Here is a 14,543-nt window from a genome sequence, read left to right on the forward strand (position 1 = left end):
ATCGCCGCTTCCTGCTCCGCCGATTCGAAGCCTTGCTCATGCGCCGCCTTGTCGACCACATCGAAATACAGCGTCAGCAGCCCCGGTCGCTCCGGCACCGGCCGACGAAGCCAGTCGAGGACGAAGCGTACGCGGTCCGCGCTGGTTACCTCGGCCGCGTACGGCACCCACACGCTCGGCCGCACGCCGCCGATCGCCGCCTCCGCACCCGGCCAGAACATGGTGCCCGCCCGTATCCCCGCCCGCTCCGCCGAGACCCAGATCGGCTCGGCTCCGTCCCACCAGAACCGATCCCGCGTCTGCTTGGTATCGCTGATCGTGAAGCGCACCCCCGGTCGCGCCGGATCTTCCATCGTATTGTCGACCACGCCGTGCCGATCGGGCCGCAATCCGGTGACCAGGGTATAGTGGTTCGGAAAGGTGTTGGCCGGGAAGGATGGCCGCATCGCACCCGACGCGCCCTCACTCGCCAGCCCGTCGAGCGTCGGCGTGTTCCCGCGGCGGAGGTCGTCCGGCCGCAACCCGTCGATCGAGACGAGGATCGTGACCGGCGCGCGTCGCTCGACCGCGACCGACGACGGAGGCGGTCGGTCCACCGACACGCACGCCGACGCCGCCAATGCGAGAAGGGACAGGACATGCTTCACTCGTCGAACTCCTCGGCCTCGGACCACGGCGCTAGCGGTCGTGAATGTCACCCGCATGTCACCTCAAAGCCCGAGCACCAGCTTCGAGAACACCGTCCAGTTTACCGGGTCCTTCCCGTAAGCCGCATCGAGCGCGTCGGGCTTGAGATACCCCGCGACCGTCCCGCCGATCGCGACGCCCAGCGGCCCGAGGATCGACAGCCGATATGCGTACCCCGCCTCCAGCTTGGTCACCTTGAACAGCCGGTCATGCAGCGGATCGCCCTCGTCCGGGAACAGCTCATCCGCCCGGACATGCTCGACCCGCCCGAACACCGCATGGTGCCGGTCGATCTCCCAACTCGCCTCGCCCAGCCAGGCGGGGAGCGTCGGCCCGGGCAGCCGGTTCTTGCGGCTATAGGCGAAGGTCGTCGTCACCGGCCCCGTCGCGTAATGGACGCTGGCGGTCGTGCGCGCCTCGTCCTCGTCCGGGTGGAACTCCTCCGGGCTCTTCAGCCGCCCGTGGCTGACCTGCATCGCCAGTTCCGGAGTTGGCGTCCAGCTCGCCCGCACGCTCCAGCTATCGAGCTTGGGCGTCTCGATGTTCCACCGCCGCTCGTCCGGCTCGCGCCCTCGGAAGGCCGACGCCTCCAGCTGCCAGCGCGGCGCGGCGTACCCCGCCGTCACCACGCCATAGGTGATGTGCGACGAATCGAACCAGTGATGCGTGATCGGCGCGAGCGGCAGGTACCGCGCCGATGCCCGGTGGACGAACGCGCTCGGCCCGAGCGAAGGCTCCGCCACCGGCCCGCCATACAGGAATACGCTGTCGCTGCTCCCCAATCGATAGTCGACGCGCGCCGACAACTCCATGAACAGGTCGTGCGGGTGCTGCCGGTCGACGAGCGGCCGATCGTTCGCGACCTCGCCCACCGCGAAGATGTTCGGGTAGCCCCGCGCGCCCATCGCGGGCTCCAGGCTTCCCATCGCACGTAGCTGGACGTGGACGCGCTCGCCCAGATCACGGTCGCCCATCAGCATCGCCATCGAGGTCACGAACGCCATCTCGTCCCCGCGACGCCCGCCCTGGTCGTCATACACGCCCCAGGCGTAGCCGTGCGCCATCAGCATCCACTCGCCCGCATGGAACATCGCGCCGCGCATCGGGGCCTCGTTATATGGCAGCCGGGCGGTGCCCGATCCGGTCAGATAGTCGGTCCGGCCCATGCCCATCATCATGGCCATGCTCGTCGCGGTCGAGCCGTGCCCCATCGCGGCGTGATCGGTAATGCCTTGCGCCGGCATGGGATCGTCGGCGGGACCGGCGGGCGTGGAAGGTGGGCCGTGCTCCATCGCGCCATGATCGGCATGCGCGACCGGAGGCGCAGGAACGGGAGTAGGGGAGGGTACCGGCATCGGATGATGCTGGTGTTGCGCGGCCGCCGGAACGGCGAACAGCGCCGCCGCCGCGCACGCGGCGAGCAGGGTCGTCTTGGTCATGATGAACTCCGTGGAACTGGATGTCGGAGCGGGCCGGAGCCCGCGCGATCACCGCATCCGCGGAGGGCGCAGGTCGGGCGGCGTCCCTCGCCCGATGGTCAATGCGTGGGTGCGCGCCGACACCGGGACGATGGGAACAGGCACCGACGCGGCGATCCGCCCGGGGGTCCAGTCCGACGGCGGCACGCAGCCGATACACGCGGTAGCCGGGGCGATCCCGTCATCCCGCTCGACCGGCGCGGACCCATGATGCGACGGTTCCGCCGCGTGAAGCGTCCCGACCCGCGCATGGCAAGCCGCCGTCGCGGCCGGAGCCGCGAACGCCATGGCGAGCAGTAACAGGATCAGCCGGGCGAGCATGGGACCGCAGCTAAGGTTGAAAGGTGGCCGGCGCAACGCTCCTGACCCTTCGTCACCCCGGACTTGTTCCGGGGTCCATCGTTGTCCATGCCCGGATCGCGCCGAGTACGCCCAGCGATGGATGCCGGAGCTAGTCCGGTATGACGGGGAGGACTTGAGTGACGACGAGCGCCGCCCCTCACACGTTGAACCGGAACAGCATCACGTCGCCGTCCTGCACGACATATTCCTTGCCCTCCTGGCGCAGCTTGCCCGCGTCCCGCGCGCCCGCTTCGCCGCCCAGCCGGACGAAATCGTCGAACGCCGTCGTCTCCGCCCGGATGAACCCGCGCTCGAAATCCGAATGGATCGCCCCCGCCGCCTGCGGAGCCTTCGCCCCGACATCCACCGTCCAGGCCCGCGCCTCCTTCGGCCCGACCGTGAAGAAGGTCAGGAGCCCCAGCAGCTTGTACCCAGCCCGGATCACGCGGGCGAGGCCGGTCTCGGTCAGCCCCAGCTCGGCCAGGAACTCGCCCCTATCGTCGGCGGGCATCGTCGCGATCTCCGCCTCGATCGCCGCCGACACCACCACCGCCTCCGCGCCCTCCGCCGCCGCCTTGGCGAACACGGCGCGCGAAAGGTCGTTGCCCTCCGCCGCCTCCGCCTCGCCGACGTTGCAGACATACAGCACCGGCTTGGCGGTCAGCAGCTGCGCCTGCGCGAACACCCGCGCCTCCTCCTCATCCTTGGGCGCGACCAGCCGCGCCGGCTTGCCTTCGCGAAGCAATTCGAGCGCCTGGCCCAGCACCGCCGCGCCGATCCTGGCCTCCTTGTCGCCCTGCTGCGCCTTCTTGCCCAACGCGGGAACGCGCTTCTCCAGGCTCTCCAGGTCGGACAGCATCAACTCGGTCTCGACCGTTTCCGCGTCGGCGACCGGATCGACCTTGCCCTCGACATGCGTCACGTCGCCGTCCTCGAAACAGCGCAGCACGTGGACGATCGCGTCGACCTCGCGGATATTGCCCAGGAACTGGTTGCCTAGTCCCTCGCCCTTGGACGCCCCGCGCACCAACCCGGCGATGTCGACGAAGCCGAGCTGCGTCTCGATCACCTTGGCCGATTTCGCGATGGCGGCGAGCGCGTCCAGCCGCTCATCGGGCACCGCGACATTGCCGACATTGGGCTCGATCGTGCAGAACGGATAGTTGGCGGCCTGCGCGGCCGCAGTCTGCGTCAGCGCGTTGAAGAGCGTCGACTTGCCCACGTTTGGCAAGCCGACGATGCCGCAGCGAAAACCCATTGGTCGTTCCCGGATGATGATTTGACGGCGGACCCCTAGGGCCAAGCCGCCGCGCTTGCCACCCCGGCGCATTTCGCGGCGAGCCGATTGAACTTGCGCCCCCGCTCGCCGGTTGACCCGTCATGCCCGAAGCCGCCCCGCTCGCCGCCGTCAAGGAAGCCGCAGACACCGTCGAGCGCGTCGACATCGCCGTGACCGAGGCGATGGACGACCACCGCGATCGTCCGATCGTGAAGGCGCTGGGTCTCGTGAGCGAGATTGGCGACCAACCCCCGCTGCGCGCTCTGACGCTAGGCACGTCGGCGGTGGGAGCGTGGTCGGGCGACCCACGCCTGACCCGCACGGGCCTGCGCATGTTCGCCGCCCATTCGCTCGCGACCGGGCTCAAGACGCTGATCAAGCGTTCGATCGACCGCACCCGTCCCGACCACGCGCTCGACAACGATTACCGGATGGAGGCGGGCGACAGCCATAAGCACGAGCTGTCCTCCTTCCCCTCCGGCCACACGGCGGGCGCGCTGGCCGTGACGCAGGCGCTCGCCCGCGACTATCCCGGCTCGCGCATTCCCGGGCTGTTCGCCACGACGGCGATCGCCGCGATCCAGGTGCCGCGCTGCAAGCATTTCGTCAGCGACATCGTCGCGGGCGCCGCGATCGGTTGGGCGGCGGAGCAAGTGAGTTCGCGCCTGCTCGACTGGGCGGAGGAAAAACTCGCTACCAGCGGTAATTGAACGACACGCTGATCCGCTCGCCCTTGCCGGTGTGGGGCAGCACATCATGTCGTAGCCAGCTCTCCCATAGCAGGACCGTTCCCGGCTCGGGCGTCACTGTGCGGAAGTTGCGCATGGCCTCGGGCGCATCGGCGAGGCGGGGAGGGGCCGCCATCATCAGCCCCAGCCGGGGATCCTCGAACCGGATCGCTCCCGATCCATCGGGCAGCGCGAGATAAAGCGTCCCCGACACGACGCTATGCGGATGGATATGCGCCCCGTGATGCCCGCCCGGCTTGAGCAGGTTGACCCACAGGCTGTCGAGCTTGAGCCTGCGTCCGCCCAGATCGAACGCGCAAGCCTCGGCGAACTGCGCGACATGCCGGTCGAGATGACGCTTCAGATCGGCGAAGGCGGGATCACGCCGGGGCAGGTCGTCGAGCGACGCATAGGAGGTGTAGCCGCGATAGCCATGCTCGCGGCACCAACGCCGCCCCGCCATGTCGTCCCGCGCGAGTATGCGGACCGAATGCTCCAGCTCCGCCACGAGCGCGTCGTTGCCGAGCGAGGTCTGGTCGAGCAGGGTGGGGAACAACGTCGCGGTAGTCACCCCCGCGCCCAAGCATGCGCGGCGCCAACAGGCAATGCGGTCAGGCGGTGGCGTCGAGGGTCACGCTCGCCCGCACCATCGCCGCCGTGATCGCGCGCGTCGCGCTCGCGTCCGCCAGCCCGGCCAGCGACGATTGCGCCGCGCCGAGCCGGTCGGCGCGCACCAGCCGCCAGATGCCGAGCCACACCGCCTCGGTTTCCGACACGCGTGCCTGACACGGCCGCTTGAACACCAGCGTTCCGGTCGACCCCTCATCCATCGCACGCATCGCAGCGTCGAACGGGTCCGACCCGCTGCCCAGCGCATCCACCGCGTCCGGCGTACCCGCGCCCGCCATCGTCAACTGATGCACCCAACCCCGCGTCGCGCGGAGCAATGTCCGGTCGGCGGCGGGTAGGTCGAAAACAGGACGGTCGATCAGATCATACATGGCAGGCGCCACCCGCTAATGAGAATGCCTCTCACTAACGACTCCACATGGGATCGTCAATCCCAATCGGATTGGCTCCGTCGCATGCGAACGAAAAAGCCGGGCGCGGACCGAAATCCACACCCGGTTTCAACTTGCCCCATTCGGGAATCGACCTTTACGCGTCGGCGCGCTCGTAATGGCCGCACCAGTCGCTGGTCTCGACCTTGGGCCAGACGCCGTGGCTGTCCTGCGCAGGCTGGCTCATCGGCGGGTTGTATCGGCAGAGCCCGAGCGACGCGCCCGCCGACTCGGTCGAGGCGGTGTCGAAATAACGGCACTTGCCGCAAGCGGCGGTTCCGGCGGTGGTCAGGCCCATGATGCGCTCCTAATGCTTGCGAGACTTGATACTGAAAACGGAAGTACCGCCCGAGAGTTCCCGAAACAACGACAAACAAGTCCTGCGAACAGTTCTCACCAGACTTGCGATCAATTCGCATTCCTGCCCATCCAGCCAAGTATTGCGACTAACTCGCATTCCTAACTCTGCAACCGCAGCGCGACCTCGTTCATGAACCGCGCGTCGTCGCCTGCCGCCAGCCACCCCGCCTCCGCCGCGACCGCGCCGAGCAGGTCGGCGAGCGGATCGAGCTCCGCCTTGGCGTAGGCGCCCAGCACATACCCGTTGACCCGGTCCTTGTGCCCGGGATGCCCGATACCGATCCGCACCCGGCGATATTCCTGGCCCAGATACCGGTCGGTCGAACGCAGTCCGTTATGCCCCGCCGCACCCCCGCCGCGCTTCACCTTCAGCTTGAACGGCGCGAGGTCGAGCTCGTCATGGAACACCGTCAACGCCTCGACGCCGAGCTTGTAGAAGCGCAGCGCGTCGGCCGCGGCGCGCCCGCTCTCGTTCATGAAGGTCGCGGGCTTGAGGAGCAGCAGCTTCTCCGCCCCGATCCGTCCCTCGCGCGTCCAGCCGGAGAACTGCTTGCGCACCGGCCCGAAGCCGTGCGTCTCGGCGATCGCGTCGACCACCATGAACCCGACATTATGCCGGTGCATCGCATATTCGGAACCCGGATTACCGAGCCCCACCCAGATCTGCATCTTCTAGCTCCCTCTCCCCTTGGGGAGAGGGTTGGGGAGAGGGGCCGTCCAAAGCGCGGCCCTCTGATCAGCCCCTCTCCCCGACCCTCTCCCCAAGGGGAGAGGGAGTAGGATCAGCCCTTGTCGGCTTCCGGCTCGTCGCTGTTCGCCGCCGCATCGAGCGACTCGTCCAGCGTCGGCACGCCCGCCTCGATGTCGGCGGCGTCGTCCGCTGCGGTCGGCACCGTCGGCGGCACGATCGTCGCGATCGCGAAGTCGCGGTCGGCGATCGCCGGCATCGCGCCGCCCGGCAACGTCACGTCCGAAATGTGGATCGAGTCGCCCACCTGACGCCCCGCCAGCGAGATGCTGATCTCGGTCGGGATTTCCGACGCGTCGACCACCAGCTCGACTTCGTAGCGCGTGACGTTCAGCACGCCGCCCGCCTTGATTCCGGGGCATTCCTCCTCGTCGGTGAAGACGACGGGCACCGACACGGTGACCGCCGTGTGCTCCCCGATGCGCAGGAAATCGACATGGATCGGCCGGTCGCTGACCGGGTGGAACGCGACGTCCTTGGGCAGGGTGCGGATCGCGCCGCTTCCCGCGCCCTCGATCATGATGACCGAATTCATGAAATGCCCGGTCGCCAATGCCTTGGTCAGCGCCTTGGCCTCCAGATGGATCGAGGTCGGTTCCTGGTTCTGGCCGTAGATCACGGCGGGCACGCGGCCATCGCGACGCAGCGCCCGGGAGGCTCCCTTGCCAACCCGGTCACGCGTCTCGGCCGCGAGCGTCAATTGGTCGCTCATGCTGGTACTCCGAGAAAGGTGTTATGCTTTCCGCCCACGCCTCCAGGGATGACCATGCGGCGGAAGGGAGAGCCTCTAGTCGGACCACCGCCAAATCGCAACCCAAAGCCCTCTCCCGCCTTCGCGGGAGAGGGACAGGCGCGAAGCGCCAGGGTGAGGGCCGGACCTACCCGGGCGAGGTCCGGCCCTCACCCTCGCCGCGCTTCGCGCGTCTTTCCCTCTCCCGCGAAGGCGGGAGAGGGTCGGAGCGCTCAATACCGCACCCGCTCCGCCTTCAACCCGCGCGCGCGGAGCTGCGCCTGCACCGCCTCCTTGCCCGCCAGATGCCCCGCGCCGACCGCCACGAACACGGTACCCGGCCGCGTCATCCGCTCGCCGATCCACCCCGCCCAGGTCTTGTTCCGATCCGTTAGCAGCACGCGCGCGACCTCGGGCGACTCCTTCAAGGAGTCGTTCAGCACCGCCGCCAGCGCCGCCGGATCGCCCTTCGACCAGCTCCCCACCATCCGCGCCATCTCGACGGGAAGCTTGGGCAGCTCGTCCACGCTCGCCGTCAGGAACTTCACCTGCGCCGCGGTCGACAGCCCGTCGAAGAACCCCAGCTGCTGCTCGGCGGTCTCCAGCCCGATCACGGGCTTCCCCGCCTGCTTGGCCGCCGCCGCCAGCACCTTCTCCGGCCCGCTCGCCGCGTCGTAGCCGAGCTTGCCGAGCGGCCCGATCGTCGCCGTCACCGCCGCCAGCCAAGGCTTCATCCGCTCGTAGGTCGTGGGCGCCAGCCCGGCCCCCGCGAGCGCCGCGACCACGCCCGCGCGCTTGTCGGCGGGCAGCTGCTCGGTCAGCGTCGGCTTGCCCGACGTGATCCCCTTGGCCGCGACGATCTTGCCCAGCGCCGCCGGATCTGGCTCGACCATCTCCAGCACCAGCGTGTCCGACCGATCGAACGCCGCCCGCACCGCCTCGTCGAACCAGGTCAGCCCCGGCTTCAGGACATGCACCGTCCCGAACAGGTACACGGTCGTGTCCGCGTCCTTCACCACCCACAGCGCGGGATCCGCATCCTTCGCCCGTCCGATCGGCGTCGAGGCGGGCGCGGTCTGCGCGCAGGCGGGGAGCGCGAGGAGAAGCGCGACCGCACTCGTCGCGGCACGAAGCGGCTGGAACATGAAGGAGATGGACCTCGAACGCTAGGGATCCAGACCCATACCGACCCCCGCCCAAGCCCGCCAGCTTGATTCCCCCCCGACCATCGGGCATCGCGCCGCCCGTGACCGCGCGGCCCCTCAGCTTCCAGGATATGATCCTGACGCTCCACCGTTATTGGAGCGACCGGGGCTGCCTCATCCTCCAGCCCTACGACATGGAGATGGGAGCGGGGACGTTCCACACCGCGACGACGCTCCGCGCGCTCGGCCCCGACCCGTGGAACGCCGCCTTCGTCCAGCCCTGCCGCCGCCCCACCGACGGCCGCTACGGCGAGAACCCCAACCGCCTCCAGCATTACTACCAGTACCAGGTCATCCTGAAGCCCAGCCCCCCCGACCTCCAGGAACTCTATCTAGGCAGCCTGTCCGCGATCGGCATCGATCCCCTCCTCCACGACATCCGCTTCGTCGAGGACGATTGGGAATCGCCCACCCTCGGCGCTTGGGGCCTGGGCTGGGAAGTCTGGTGCGACGGCATGGAGGTGACGCAGTTCACCTATTTCCAGCAGATGGGCGGCTTTGACTGCCTCCCCGTCTCGGGCGAGCTCACCTACGGGCTCGAGCGGCTAGCGATGTACATCCAAGACGTCGACAGCGTGTACGACCTCGCCTTCAACGATGCCGGGGTCAGCTACGGCGACGTGTTCCACCGCAACGAGGTCGAGATGTCGACCTGGAACTTCGAGGTCGCCGACACCGAGACGCTGTTCGACCAGTTCCGTAAAAGCACCGCCGAGTCCGAGAACTGCCTGACCCGCGACGTGCCGCTCCCGATCCCCGCCTACGAACAGGCGATCAAGGCCAGCCACACCTTCAACCTCCTCCAGGCCCGCGGCGTCATCTCGGTGGCCGAACGCCAGGCCTATATCGGCCGCGTCCGCGACTTGGCGAAAGGTGCCTGCGCCGCCTGGATGGTGAAGAACGGGTGGGCGTCGTGAGGGGCCAGTTGAAGATGTTCACGCGAAGGCGCGAAGACGCAAAAAAGGTGGTTGCCACCACCGAGGTGGGCACGTCCGCGCGCAGCGCAGAAAAGCTGAAGCGCGTGCGGCGAGAAGCTAGAAACGTAGCTGAAACGGGTGACTTACCTCCTTCTCTTCGCGCCTTCGCGCCTTCGCGTGAACCAGTCTTCCGTTATTCGGCAGCTTGAATGCCCGACCTCCTCCTCGAACTCCGCTCCGAAGAGATCCCCGCCCGCATGCAGGCCAAGGCGCAGGGTGACCTCGCCCGCCTGTTCACCGCCGAACTCGCCGCCGCCGGCGTCACCGCAGGCGAACTGATCACCTACGCCACCCCCCGCCGCCTGGCGCTGATCGCCCGCGACCTCCCCACCGAGACCGCCGCCGCCACCGAGGAGGTGAAAGGCCCCCGCGCGTCGGCCCCGCCCCAAGCGCTTGAAGGCTTCCTCCGCAAGACCGGCCTGACCCGCGACCAGCTCACCGAGCGCGACGGCGTCCTTTACGCCATGACCGCCAAGCCCGGCCGCCTTGTCATCGACGTCCTTGCGCAGGCCATCCCCGCGATCGTCCGCGCGTTCCCCTGGCCCAAATCGATGCGCTGGGGCGCGGCGTCCACCACCACCGAGTCGCTCCGCTGGGTCCGCCCCCTCCAAGGTATTGTCGCGCTGTTCGGCGACGAGATCGTGCCCTGCCAGGTCGCCGGCATCCCCGCCGGCGCGGCCACCGTCGGCCACCGCTTCCATCATCCCGGCCCCATCACGCTGCGCGGCGCGGACGATTACGTCGAGAAGCTGCGCGCCTGCCACGTCGTTGTCGACCCCGCCGAGCGCGCCCAGACGATCGCGCTGGGCGCGACGCTCGCCGCGAACAAGGCCGGGCTCACCCTCGTGCGCGACGAGGGCCTGCTCGCCGAGAACGCCGGCCTGACCGAATGGCCCGTGCCGCTGCTGGGCCGCTTCGACGAGGCGTTTCTCGACGTGCCGCCCGAGGTGATCCGGCTCACCGCGCGCGTGAACCAGAAATACTTCGTCTGTCACGATAGCGACGGCAAGCTGGCGAACGCCTTCCTCTGCACCGCCAACATCGACGCCGACGACGACGGCAAGCGCATCATCGAGGGCAACCGCAAGGTGCTGGCGGCAAGGCTGTCCGACGCCCGCTTCTTCTACGACCAGGACCTGAAGGTCCCGCTGGAAGAGCAGGCCAGAAAGCTCGACCGCATCGTCTTCCACGAGAAACTGGGCACCGTCGCCGACAAGGTCGACCGCGTCGCCAAGCTAGCCCGCTGGCTGATGGAGGAGGGGATCGTTCCTTCTCCCTCTCCCCCCCGGGGAGAGGGGCTGTCCAGGGAACCGGCCGCGCCCGGAACAGCCCCTCTCCCCGACCCTCTCCCCGCAAGCGGGGAGAGGGAGCAGCTCGCCGACCTCGCCGAACGCGCCGCCCGCTTGTGCAAGGCCGACCTGGTCACCGGCATGGTCGGCGAGTTCCCCGAGCTTCAGGGCCTGATGGGCGGCTATTACGCCGCCGCCCAGGGCGAACACCCCGCCGTCGCGCAAGCCATCCGCGACCATTACAAGCCGGTAGGGCAGGGCGACGCCGTCCCGACCGCCCCGGTCACGGTCGCGGTGAGCTTGGCGGACAAGCTGGATACATTTTACTCATTCTTTGCAGCAGTAGAGCGTCCGACTGGATCACGTGATCCGTTTGCTTTACGGCGAGCCGGCTTAGCAATCATCTCTTTATTACAAAGTAACAATATACGCTTCCGATTTGCGAAGATTGCAGAGTACCTGCATTTGCAATTGTATCGATCTCTTCGAGAACGCCGGATGCCCCATGTTGAAATACTGTTTGAAGGTAAACCGGATATCAATGTCATTAACTTTGCACAGGTAATGGCCACACCGGCTTGGTACCTATATGATGATGATCCGCTAACTGGGATCGCGCCTTCAAAATGGACTGATGAACAGCGCCGTAAAACTACTTACCTGATCGACCTACCATCGATGCAAGAAGATGGCTTTGATTTTCTCGTAGAACGCCTCAAGGTCCAGCAACGCGAAGCCGGCGTTCGGCACGACCTGATCGACGCGGTGTTCGCGCTCGGGGGCGAGGACGATCTCGTCCGCCTCCTCGCCCGCGTCCGCGCGCTCCAGGGCTTCGTCGGGACGGAGGACGGCGCGAACCTCCTCGGCGGCTACAAGCGCGCCGCCAACATCCTCAAGAAGGAGGGGTGGACCGCTTCTTCTCCCTCTCCCCTTTGGGGAGAGGGAGCAGAAAAAAACGCTGTCCTACACGCCTGAACCGGAAGAAGACGCCCTCGCGACCGCCCTCGACTCGGCCGAGCCGATGGCGACCGCCGCGATCGCGCACGAGGACTTCGCCCGCGCCATGACCGCGCTGGCGAGCCTGCGCGCCCCGATCGACGCGTTCTTTGACAAGGTCACGGTGAACGACCCCGACCCGGCCAAACGCGAGGCGCGGCTCGCGTTGCTTGCGCGCGTCCGTGCTGCGGTGCACAACGTCGCCGACTTCTCGCGGATCGAAGGATAAGCCAAACGTTCTTGGCGTGAACTTTAGTGAACTTCCGGCGTGGCCGGGCAGGGGGCGACCATGACGCAATATGTATACCGCTTCGGCGGCGGGGTGTCCGACGGCGGGCGCGGCGACCGGAACCTGCTCGGCGGCAAGGGCTCCAACCTCGCCGAGATGGCCTCGATCGGCCTGCCCGTGCCGCCCGGCTTCACGATCTCGACCGCCATGTGCGCCCGCTATTATGACGAGGGCCAAGCCTTTCCGAATAGCCTGCGCGAGGAGGTCGCGAACGGCCTCGCTCACATCGAGCGAATCACCGGCAAGCGCTTCGGCGACCCCGCCGACCCGCTCCTCGTCTCCGTCCGCTCGGGCGCGCGCGTGTCGATGCCCGGCATGATGGACACCGTCCTCAATCTCGGCCTCAACGACGAGACCGTCCAGGGCCTGGCTCAGGCTTCCGGCGACCCACGCTTTGCCTGGGACAGCTACCGCCGTTTCATCCAGATGTACGCCGACGTCGTGCTCGACCTCGATCACGGCAGCTTCGAGGAGGCGCTCGAGGTTGCCAAGGAAGACCGCGGCTTCACGCTCGATACCGAGCTCTCGGCCGCCGACCTCCAGGAACTCGTCGCCGAGTATAAGCGGCTCGTCGAGCAGCAATGGTCCAGGCCCTTCCCGCAGGACGTCCACGACCAGCTATGGGGCGCAGTCGGCGCGGTGTTCGGCTCCTGGCGCTCGGACCGCGCCAAGGTGTACCGCCGCCTGAACGACATCCCGGCCGACTGGGGCACCGCCGTCGTCGTCCAGGCGATGGTGTTCGGCAACATGGGCGAGACCAGCGCCACCGGCGTCGCCTTCACCCGCGACCCCGCCAAGGGCGACCGCGCCTATTACGGCGAGTTCCTGATCAACGCGCAGGGCGAGGACGTCGTCGCCGGCATCCGCACCCCCCAATACCTGACCGCGAAGGCCCGTGCCGACGCCGGGGCCAAGCCCGCCTCGATGGAAGAGGCGATGCCGCGGGTGTATGGCGAGCTCGCCACCGTCTTCGACACGCTAGAGCGTCACTACCGCGATATGCAGGACATCGAGTTCACCGTCGAGCGCGGGCAGCTCTGGATGCTCCAGACCCGCTCGGGCAAGCGCACCGCCAAGGCCGCGCTCAAGATCGCGGTCGACATGGCGGATGAAGGCCTGATCACCCGCGACGAGGCCGTGCTGCGCGTCGACGCCCAGGCGCTCGACCAGCTCCTCCACCCCACCCTCGACCCGGACGCGCCGCGCGACGTCCTGACCAAGGGCCTACCCGCCAGCCCGGGAGCGGCGAGCGGCGCGGCCGTCTTCGACGCCGACACGGCCGAGAAGCGGAGCGCGGCGGGCGACGCCGTGATCTTGGTCCGCACCGAGACCAGCCCGGAGGACATTCACGGCATGCACGCCGCGCGCGGCATCCTGACCGCGCGCGGCGGCATGACCAGCCACGCCGCCGTCGTCGCGCGCGGCATGGGGCGGCCTTGCGTCTCCGGCGCGGGCGCGATCAGCATCGACCTCAAGACCCGCATCATGCTGGTAGGCGGCCGCGAGGTGAGTGAGGGCGACCTCCTGACCATCGACGGTGCGTCCGGCGAGGTGATGCTCGGATCTGTCGCGACCGTCGAGCCCGAGCTGTCGGGCGACTTCGGCGCGCTGATGGAATGGGCCGACGCCGCCCGCCGCATGAAGGTCCGCTGCAACGCCGAGACCCCCGCCGACTGCCGCACCGCCCGCGGCTTCGGCGCGGAAGGCATCGGCCTCTGCCGCACCGAGCACATGTTCTTCGACGCCGCCCGCATCACCGCCGTCCGCCAGATGATCCTGGCCGCCGACGAGGCGGGCAGGCGGATCGCGCTCGCCAAGCTCCTCCCCGAACAACGCGCCGACTTCGCCGAGATCTTCGAGGTCATGGCCGGCCTCCCCTGCACGATCCGCCTCCTCGACCCGCCGCTCCACGAGTTCCTGCCAACGGAGGAAGCCGATTTCGCCGATGTCGCCACCGCCGCCGGGGTCGCGGTCGACGTGCTCAAGCGCCGCGCCGCCGAGCTCCACGAGTTCAACCCCATGCTCGGCCACCGCGGCTGCCGCCTCGGCGTCACCTACCCCGAGATCTACGAGATGCAGGCCCGCGCCATCTTCGAAGCCGCGCTCGACGTCGCCGAGCGGAGCGGGGACGCCCCGATCCCCGAGGTGATGATCCCCCTCGTCGCCACCGCCCGCGAGCTCGACCTAATGAAGGCCGTCGTCGACCAAGTCGCCGAGCAGGTCTTCACCGAACGCGGCCGTCGCCTGGAATACCTCGTCGGCACCATGATCGAGCTCCCCCGCGCCGCACTTCGCGCCGCCGACATCGCCCATGGTGCCGAGTTCTTCTCGTTCGGCACCAACGACCTGACCCAGACCACGCTAGGCGTCAGCC

The 14,543-nt window shown here is 68.2% G+C and carries 15 protein-coding genes; 5 read left to right on the forward strand and 10 right to left on the reverse strand.

The annotated features are described in order from the left end of the window. From ACFE71_RS12150 to ychF, 4 genes are all read right to left on the reverse strand, one after another. Positions 1-647, reverse strand: a 647-nt coding sequence (locus tag ACFE71_RS12150) for an ectonucleotide pyrophosphatase/phosphodiesterase (protein ID WP_375429053.1), incomplete at its 3' end; no start/stop codon positions are given. Positions 648-710: 63 nt separating this feature from the next. Beyond that, positions 711-2,126: a hypothetical protein gene (locus ACFE71_RS12155; protein WP_375429054.1), complete on the reverse strand. Its 1,416-nt coding sequence runs from the start codon at positions 2,124-2,126 to the stop codon at positions 711-713. 48 nt (positions 2,127-2,174) lie between these two features. Next, positions 2,175-2,486 (reverse strand): hypothetical protein, encoded by a 312-nt coding sequence (locus ACFE71_RS12160; RefSeq protein ID WP_375429055.1) that lies wholly within the window; start codon positions 2,484-2,486, stop codon positions 2,175-2,177. A 178-nt stretch (positions 2,487-2,664) separates the two neighbouring features. Beyond that, entirely contained in the window at positions 2,665-3,765 is a 1,101-nt protein-coding gene (ychF, locus tag ACFE71_RS12165) for a redox-regulated ATPase YchF (protein ID WP_375429056.1), read from the reverse strand. Between the two features lie 122 nt (positions 3,766-3,887). Here ychF and ACFE71_RS12170 point away from each other — a divergent pair, with 122 nt between their 5' ends. After that, on the forward strand, positions 3,888-4,496 hold the full coding sequence (locus tag ACFE71_RS12170) for a phosphatase PAP2 family protein (protein WP_375429057.1): 609 nt from the start codon (positions 3,888-3,890) through the stop codon (positions 4,494-4,496). Here the strand turns inward: ACFE71_RS12170 and ACFE71_RS12175 are convergent. The 6 genes from ACFE71_RS12175 to ACFE71_RS12200 all read right to left on the reverse strand — a co-directional run bounded on the left by ACFE71_RS12175 (position 4,480) and on the right by ACFE71_RS12200 (position 8,558). Further along, entirely contained in the window at positions 4,480-5,085 is a 606-nt protein-coding gene (locus ACFE71_RS12175; protein ID WP_375429058.1) for a TIGR02466 family protein, read from the reverse strand. The genes ACFE71_RS12170 and ACFE71_RS12175 overlap by 17 nt on opposite strands. A 40-nt stretch (positions 5,086-5,125) precedes the next feature. Next, a complete protein-coding gene (locus ACFE71_RS12180) occupies positions 5,126-5,515 on the reverse strand; it encodes a hypothetical protein (protein WP_375429059.1) in 390 nt (129 codons plus the stop codon). A gap of 157 nt (positions 5,516-5,672) precedes the next feature. Further along, positions 5,673-5,873, reverse strand: coding sequence for a hypothetical protein (locus ACFE71_RS12185; RefSeq protein WP_375429060.1), 201 nt, complete (start codon positions 5,871-5,873; stop codon positions 5,673-5,675). 161 nt (positions 5,874-6,034) lie between these two features. After that, entirely contained in the window at positions 6,035-6,604 is a 570-nt protein-coding gene (gene pth / locus ACFE71_RS12190) for an aminoacyl-tRNA hydrolase (RefSeq protein ID WP_375429061.1), read from the reverse strand. Between the two features lie 113 nt (positions 6,605-6,717). Next, positions 6,718-7,395 carry a 50S ribosomal protein L25/general stress protein Ctc gene (locus ACFE71_RS12195; RefSeq protein ID WP_375429062.1) on the reverse strand — a complete coding sequence of 226 codons (678 nt, stop codon included), beginning with the start codon at positions 7,393-7,395 and terminating at the stop codon, positions 6,718-6,720. 251 nt (positions 7,396-7,646) lie between these two features. Beyond that, the gene (locus tag ACFE71_RS12200) at positions 7,647-8,558 is read right to left on the reverse strand and encodes a TraB/GumN family protein (protein ID WP_375429063.1); all 912 of its coding nucleotides are present in this window, start codon (positions 8,556-8,558) and stop codon (positions 7,647-7,649) included. A gap of 101 nt (positions 8,559-8,659) precedes the next feature. On the opposite strand from ACFE71_RS12200, the gene ACFE71_RS12205 reads away from it, so the two are divergent. The 4 genes from ACFE71_RS12205 to ppdK all read left to right on the forward strand — a co-directional run. Then, positions 8,660-9,535, forward strand: coding sequence for a glycine--tRNA ligase subunit alpha (locus ACFE71_RS12205; protein WP_375429064.1), 876 nt, complete (start codon positions 8,660-8,662; stop codon positions 9,533-9,535). 209 nt (positions 9,536-9,744) lie between these two features. Continuing rightward, positions 9,745-11,859 carry a glycine--tRNA ligase subunit beta gene (gene glyS / locus ACFE71_RS12210; RefSeq protein WP_375429065.1) on the forward strand — a complete coding sequence of 705 codons (2,115 nt, stop codon included), beginning with the start codon at positions 9,745-9,747 and terminating at the stop codon, positions 11,857-11,859. Next, the gene (locus ACFE71_RS12215; RefSeq protein WP_375429067.1) at positions 11,843-12,109 is read left to right on the forward strand and encodes a DALR anticodon-binding domain-containing protein; all 267 of its coding nucleotides are present in this window, start codon (positions 11,843-11,845) and stop codon (positions 12,107-12,109) included. Before glyS ends, ACFE71_RS12215 begins: the two co-directional genes overlap by 17 nt. Before the next feature lie 60 nt (positions 12,110-12,169). Continuing rightward, positions 12,170-14,543: pyruvate, phosphate dikinase (ppdK, locus tag ACFE71_RS12220; RefSeq protein ID WP_375429066.1), on the forward strand; the 2,374-nt coding region annotated here is incomplete at its 3' end.

The organism is uncultured Sphingomonas sp. (assembly GCF_964237155.1).
GTDB lineage: Bacteria > Pseudomonadota > Alphaproteobacteria > Sphingomonadales > Sphingomonadaceae > Sphingomonas.

Bases quoted from the DNA above. Each gene is read 5' to 3' on its own strand.
- ACFE71_RS12155 (WP_375429054.1), bottom strand. From the start codon at position 2,126: ATGACCAAGACGACCCTGCTCGCCGCGTGCGCGGCGGCGGCGCTGTTC.
- ACFE71_RS12160 (WP_375429055.1), bottom strand. From the start codon at position 2,486: ATGCTCGCCCGGCTGATCCTGTTACTGCTCGCCATGGCGTTCGCGGCT.
- ychF (WP_375429056.1), bottom strand. From the start codon at position 3,765: ATGGGTTTTCGCTGCGGCATCGTCGGCTTGCCAAACGTGGGCAAGTCG.
- ACFE71_RS12170 (WP_375429057.1), top strand. From the start codon at position 3,888: ATGCCCGAAGCCGCCCCGCTCGCCGCCGTCAAGGAAGCCGCAGACACC.
- ACFE71_RS12180 (WP_375429059.1), bottom strand. From the start codon at position 5,515: ATGTATGATCTGATCGACCGTCCTGTTTTCGACCTACCCGCCGCCGAC.
- ACFE71_RS12185 (WP_375429060.1), bottom strand. From the start codon at position 5,873: ATGGGCCTGACCACCGCCGGAACCGCCGCTTGCGGCAAGTGCCGTTAT.
- pth (WP_375429061.1), bottom strand. From the start codon at position 6,604: ATGCAGATCTGGGTGGGGCTCGGTAATCCGGGTTCCGAATATGCGATG.
- ACFE71_RS12195 (WP_375429062.1), bottom strand. From the start codon at position 7,395: ATGAGCGACCAATTGACGCTCGCGGCCGAGACGCGTGACCGGGTTGGC.
- ACFE71_RS12200 (WP_375429063.1), bottom strand. From the start codon at position 8,558: ATGTTCCAGCCGCTTCGTGCCGCGACGAGTGCGGTCGCGCTTCTCCTC.
- glyS (WP_375429065.1), top strand. From the start codon at position 9,745: ATGCCCGACCTCCTCCTCGAACTCCGCTCCGAAGAGATCCCCGCCCGC.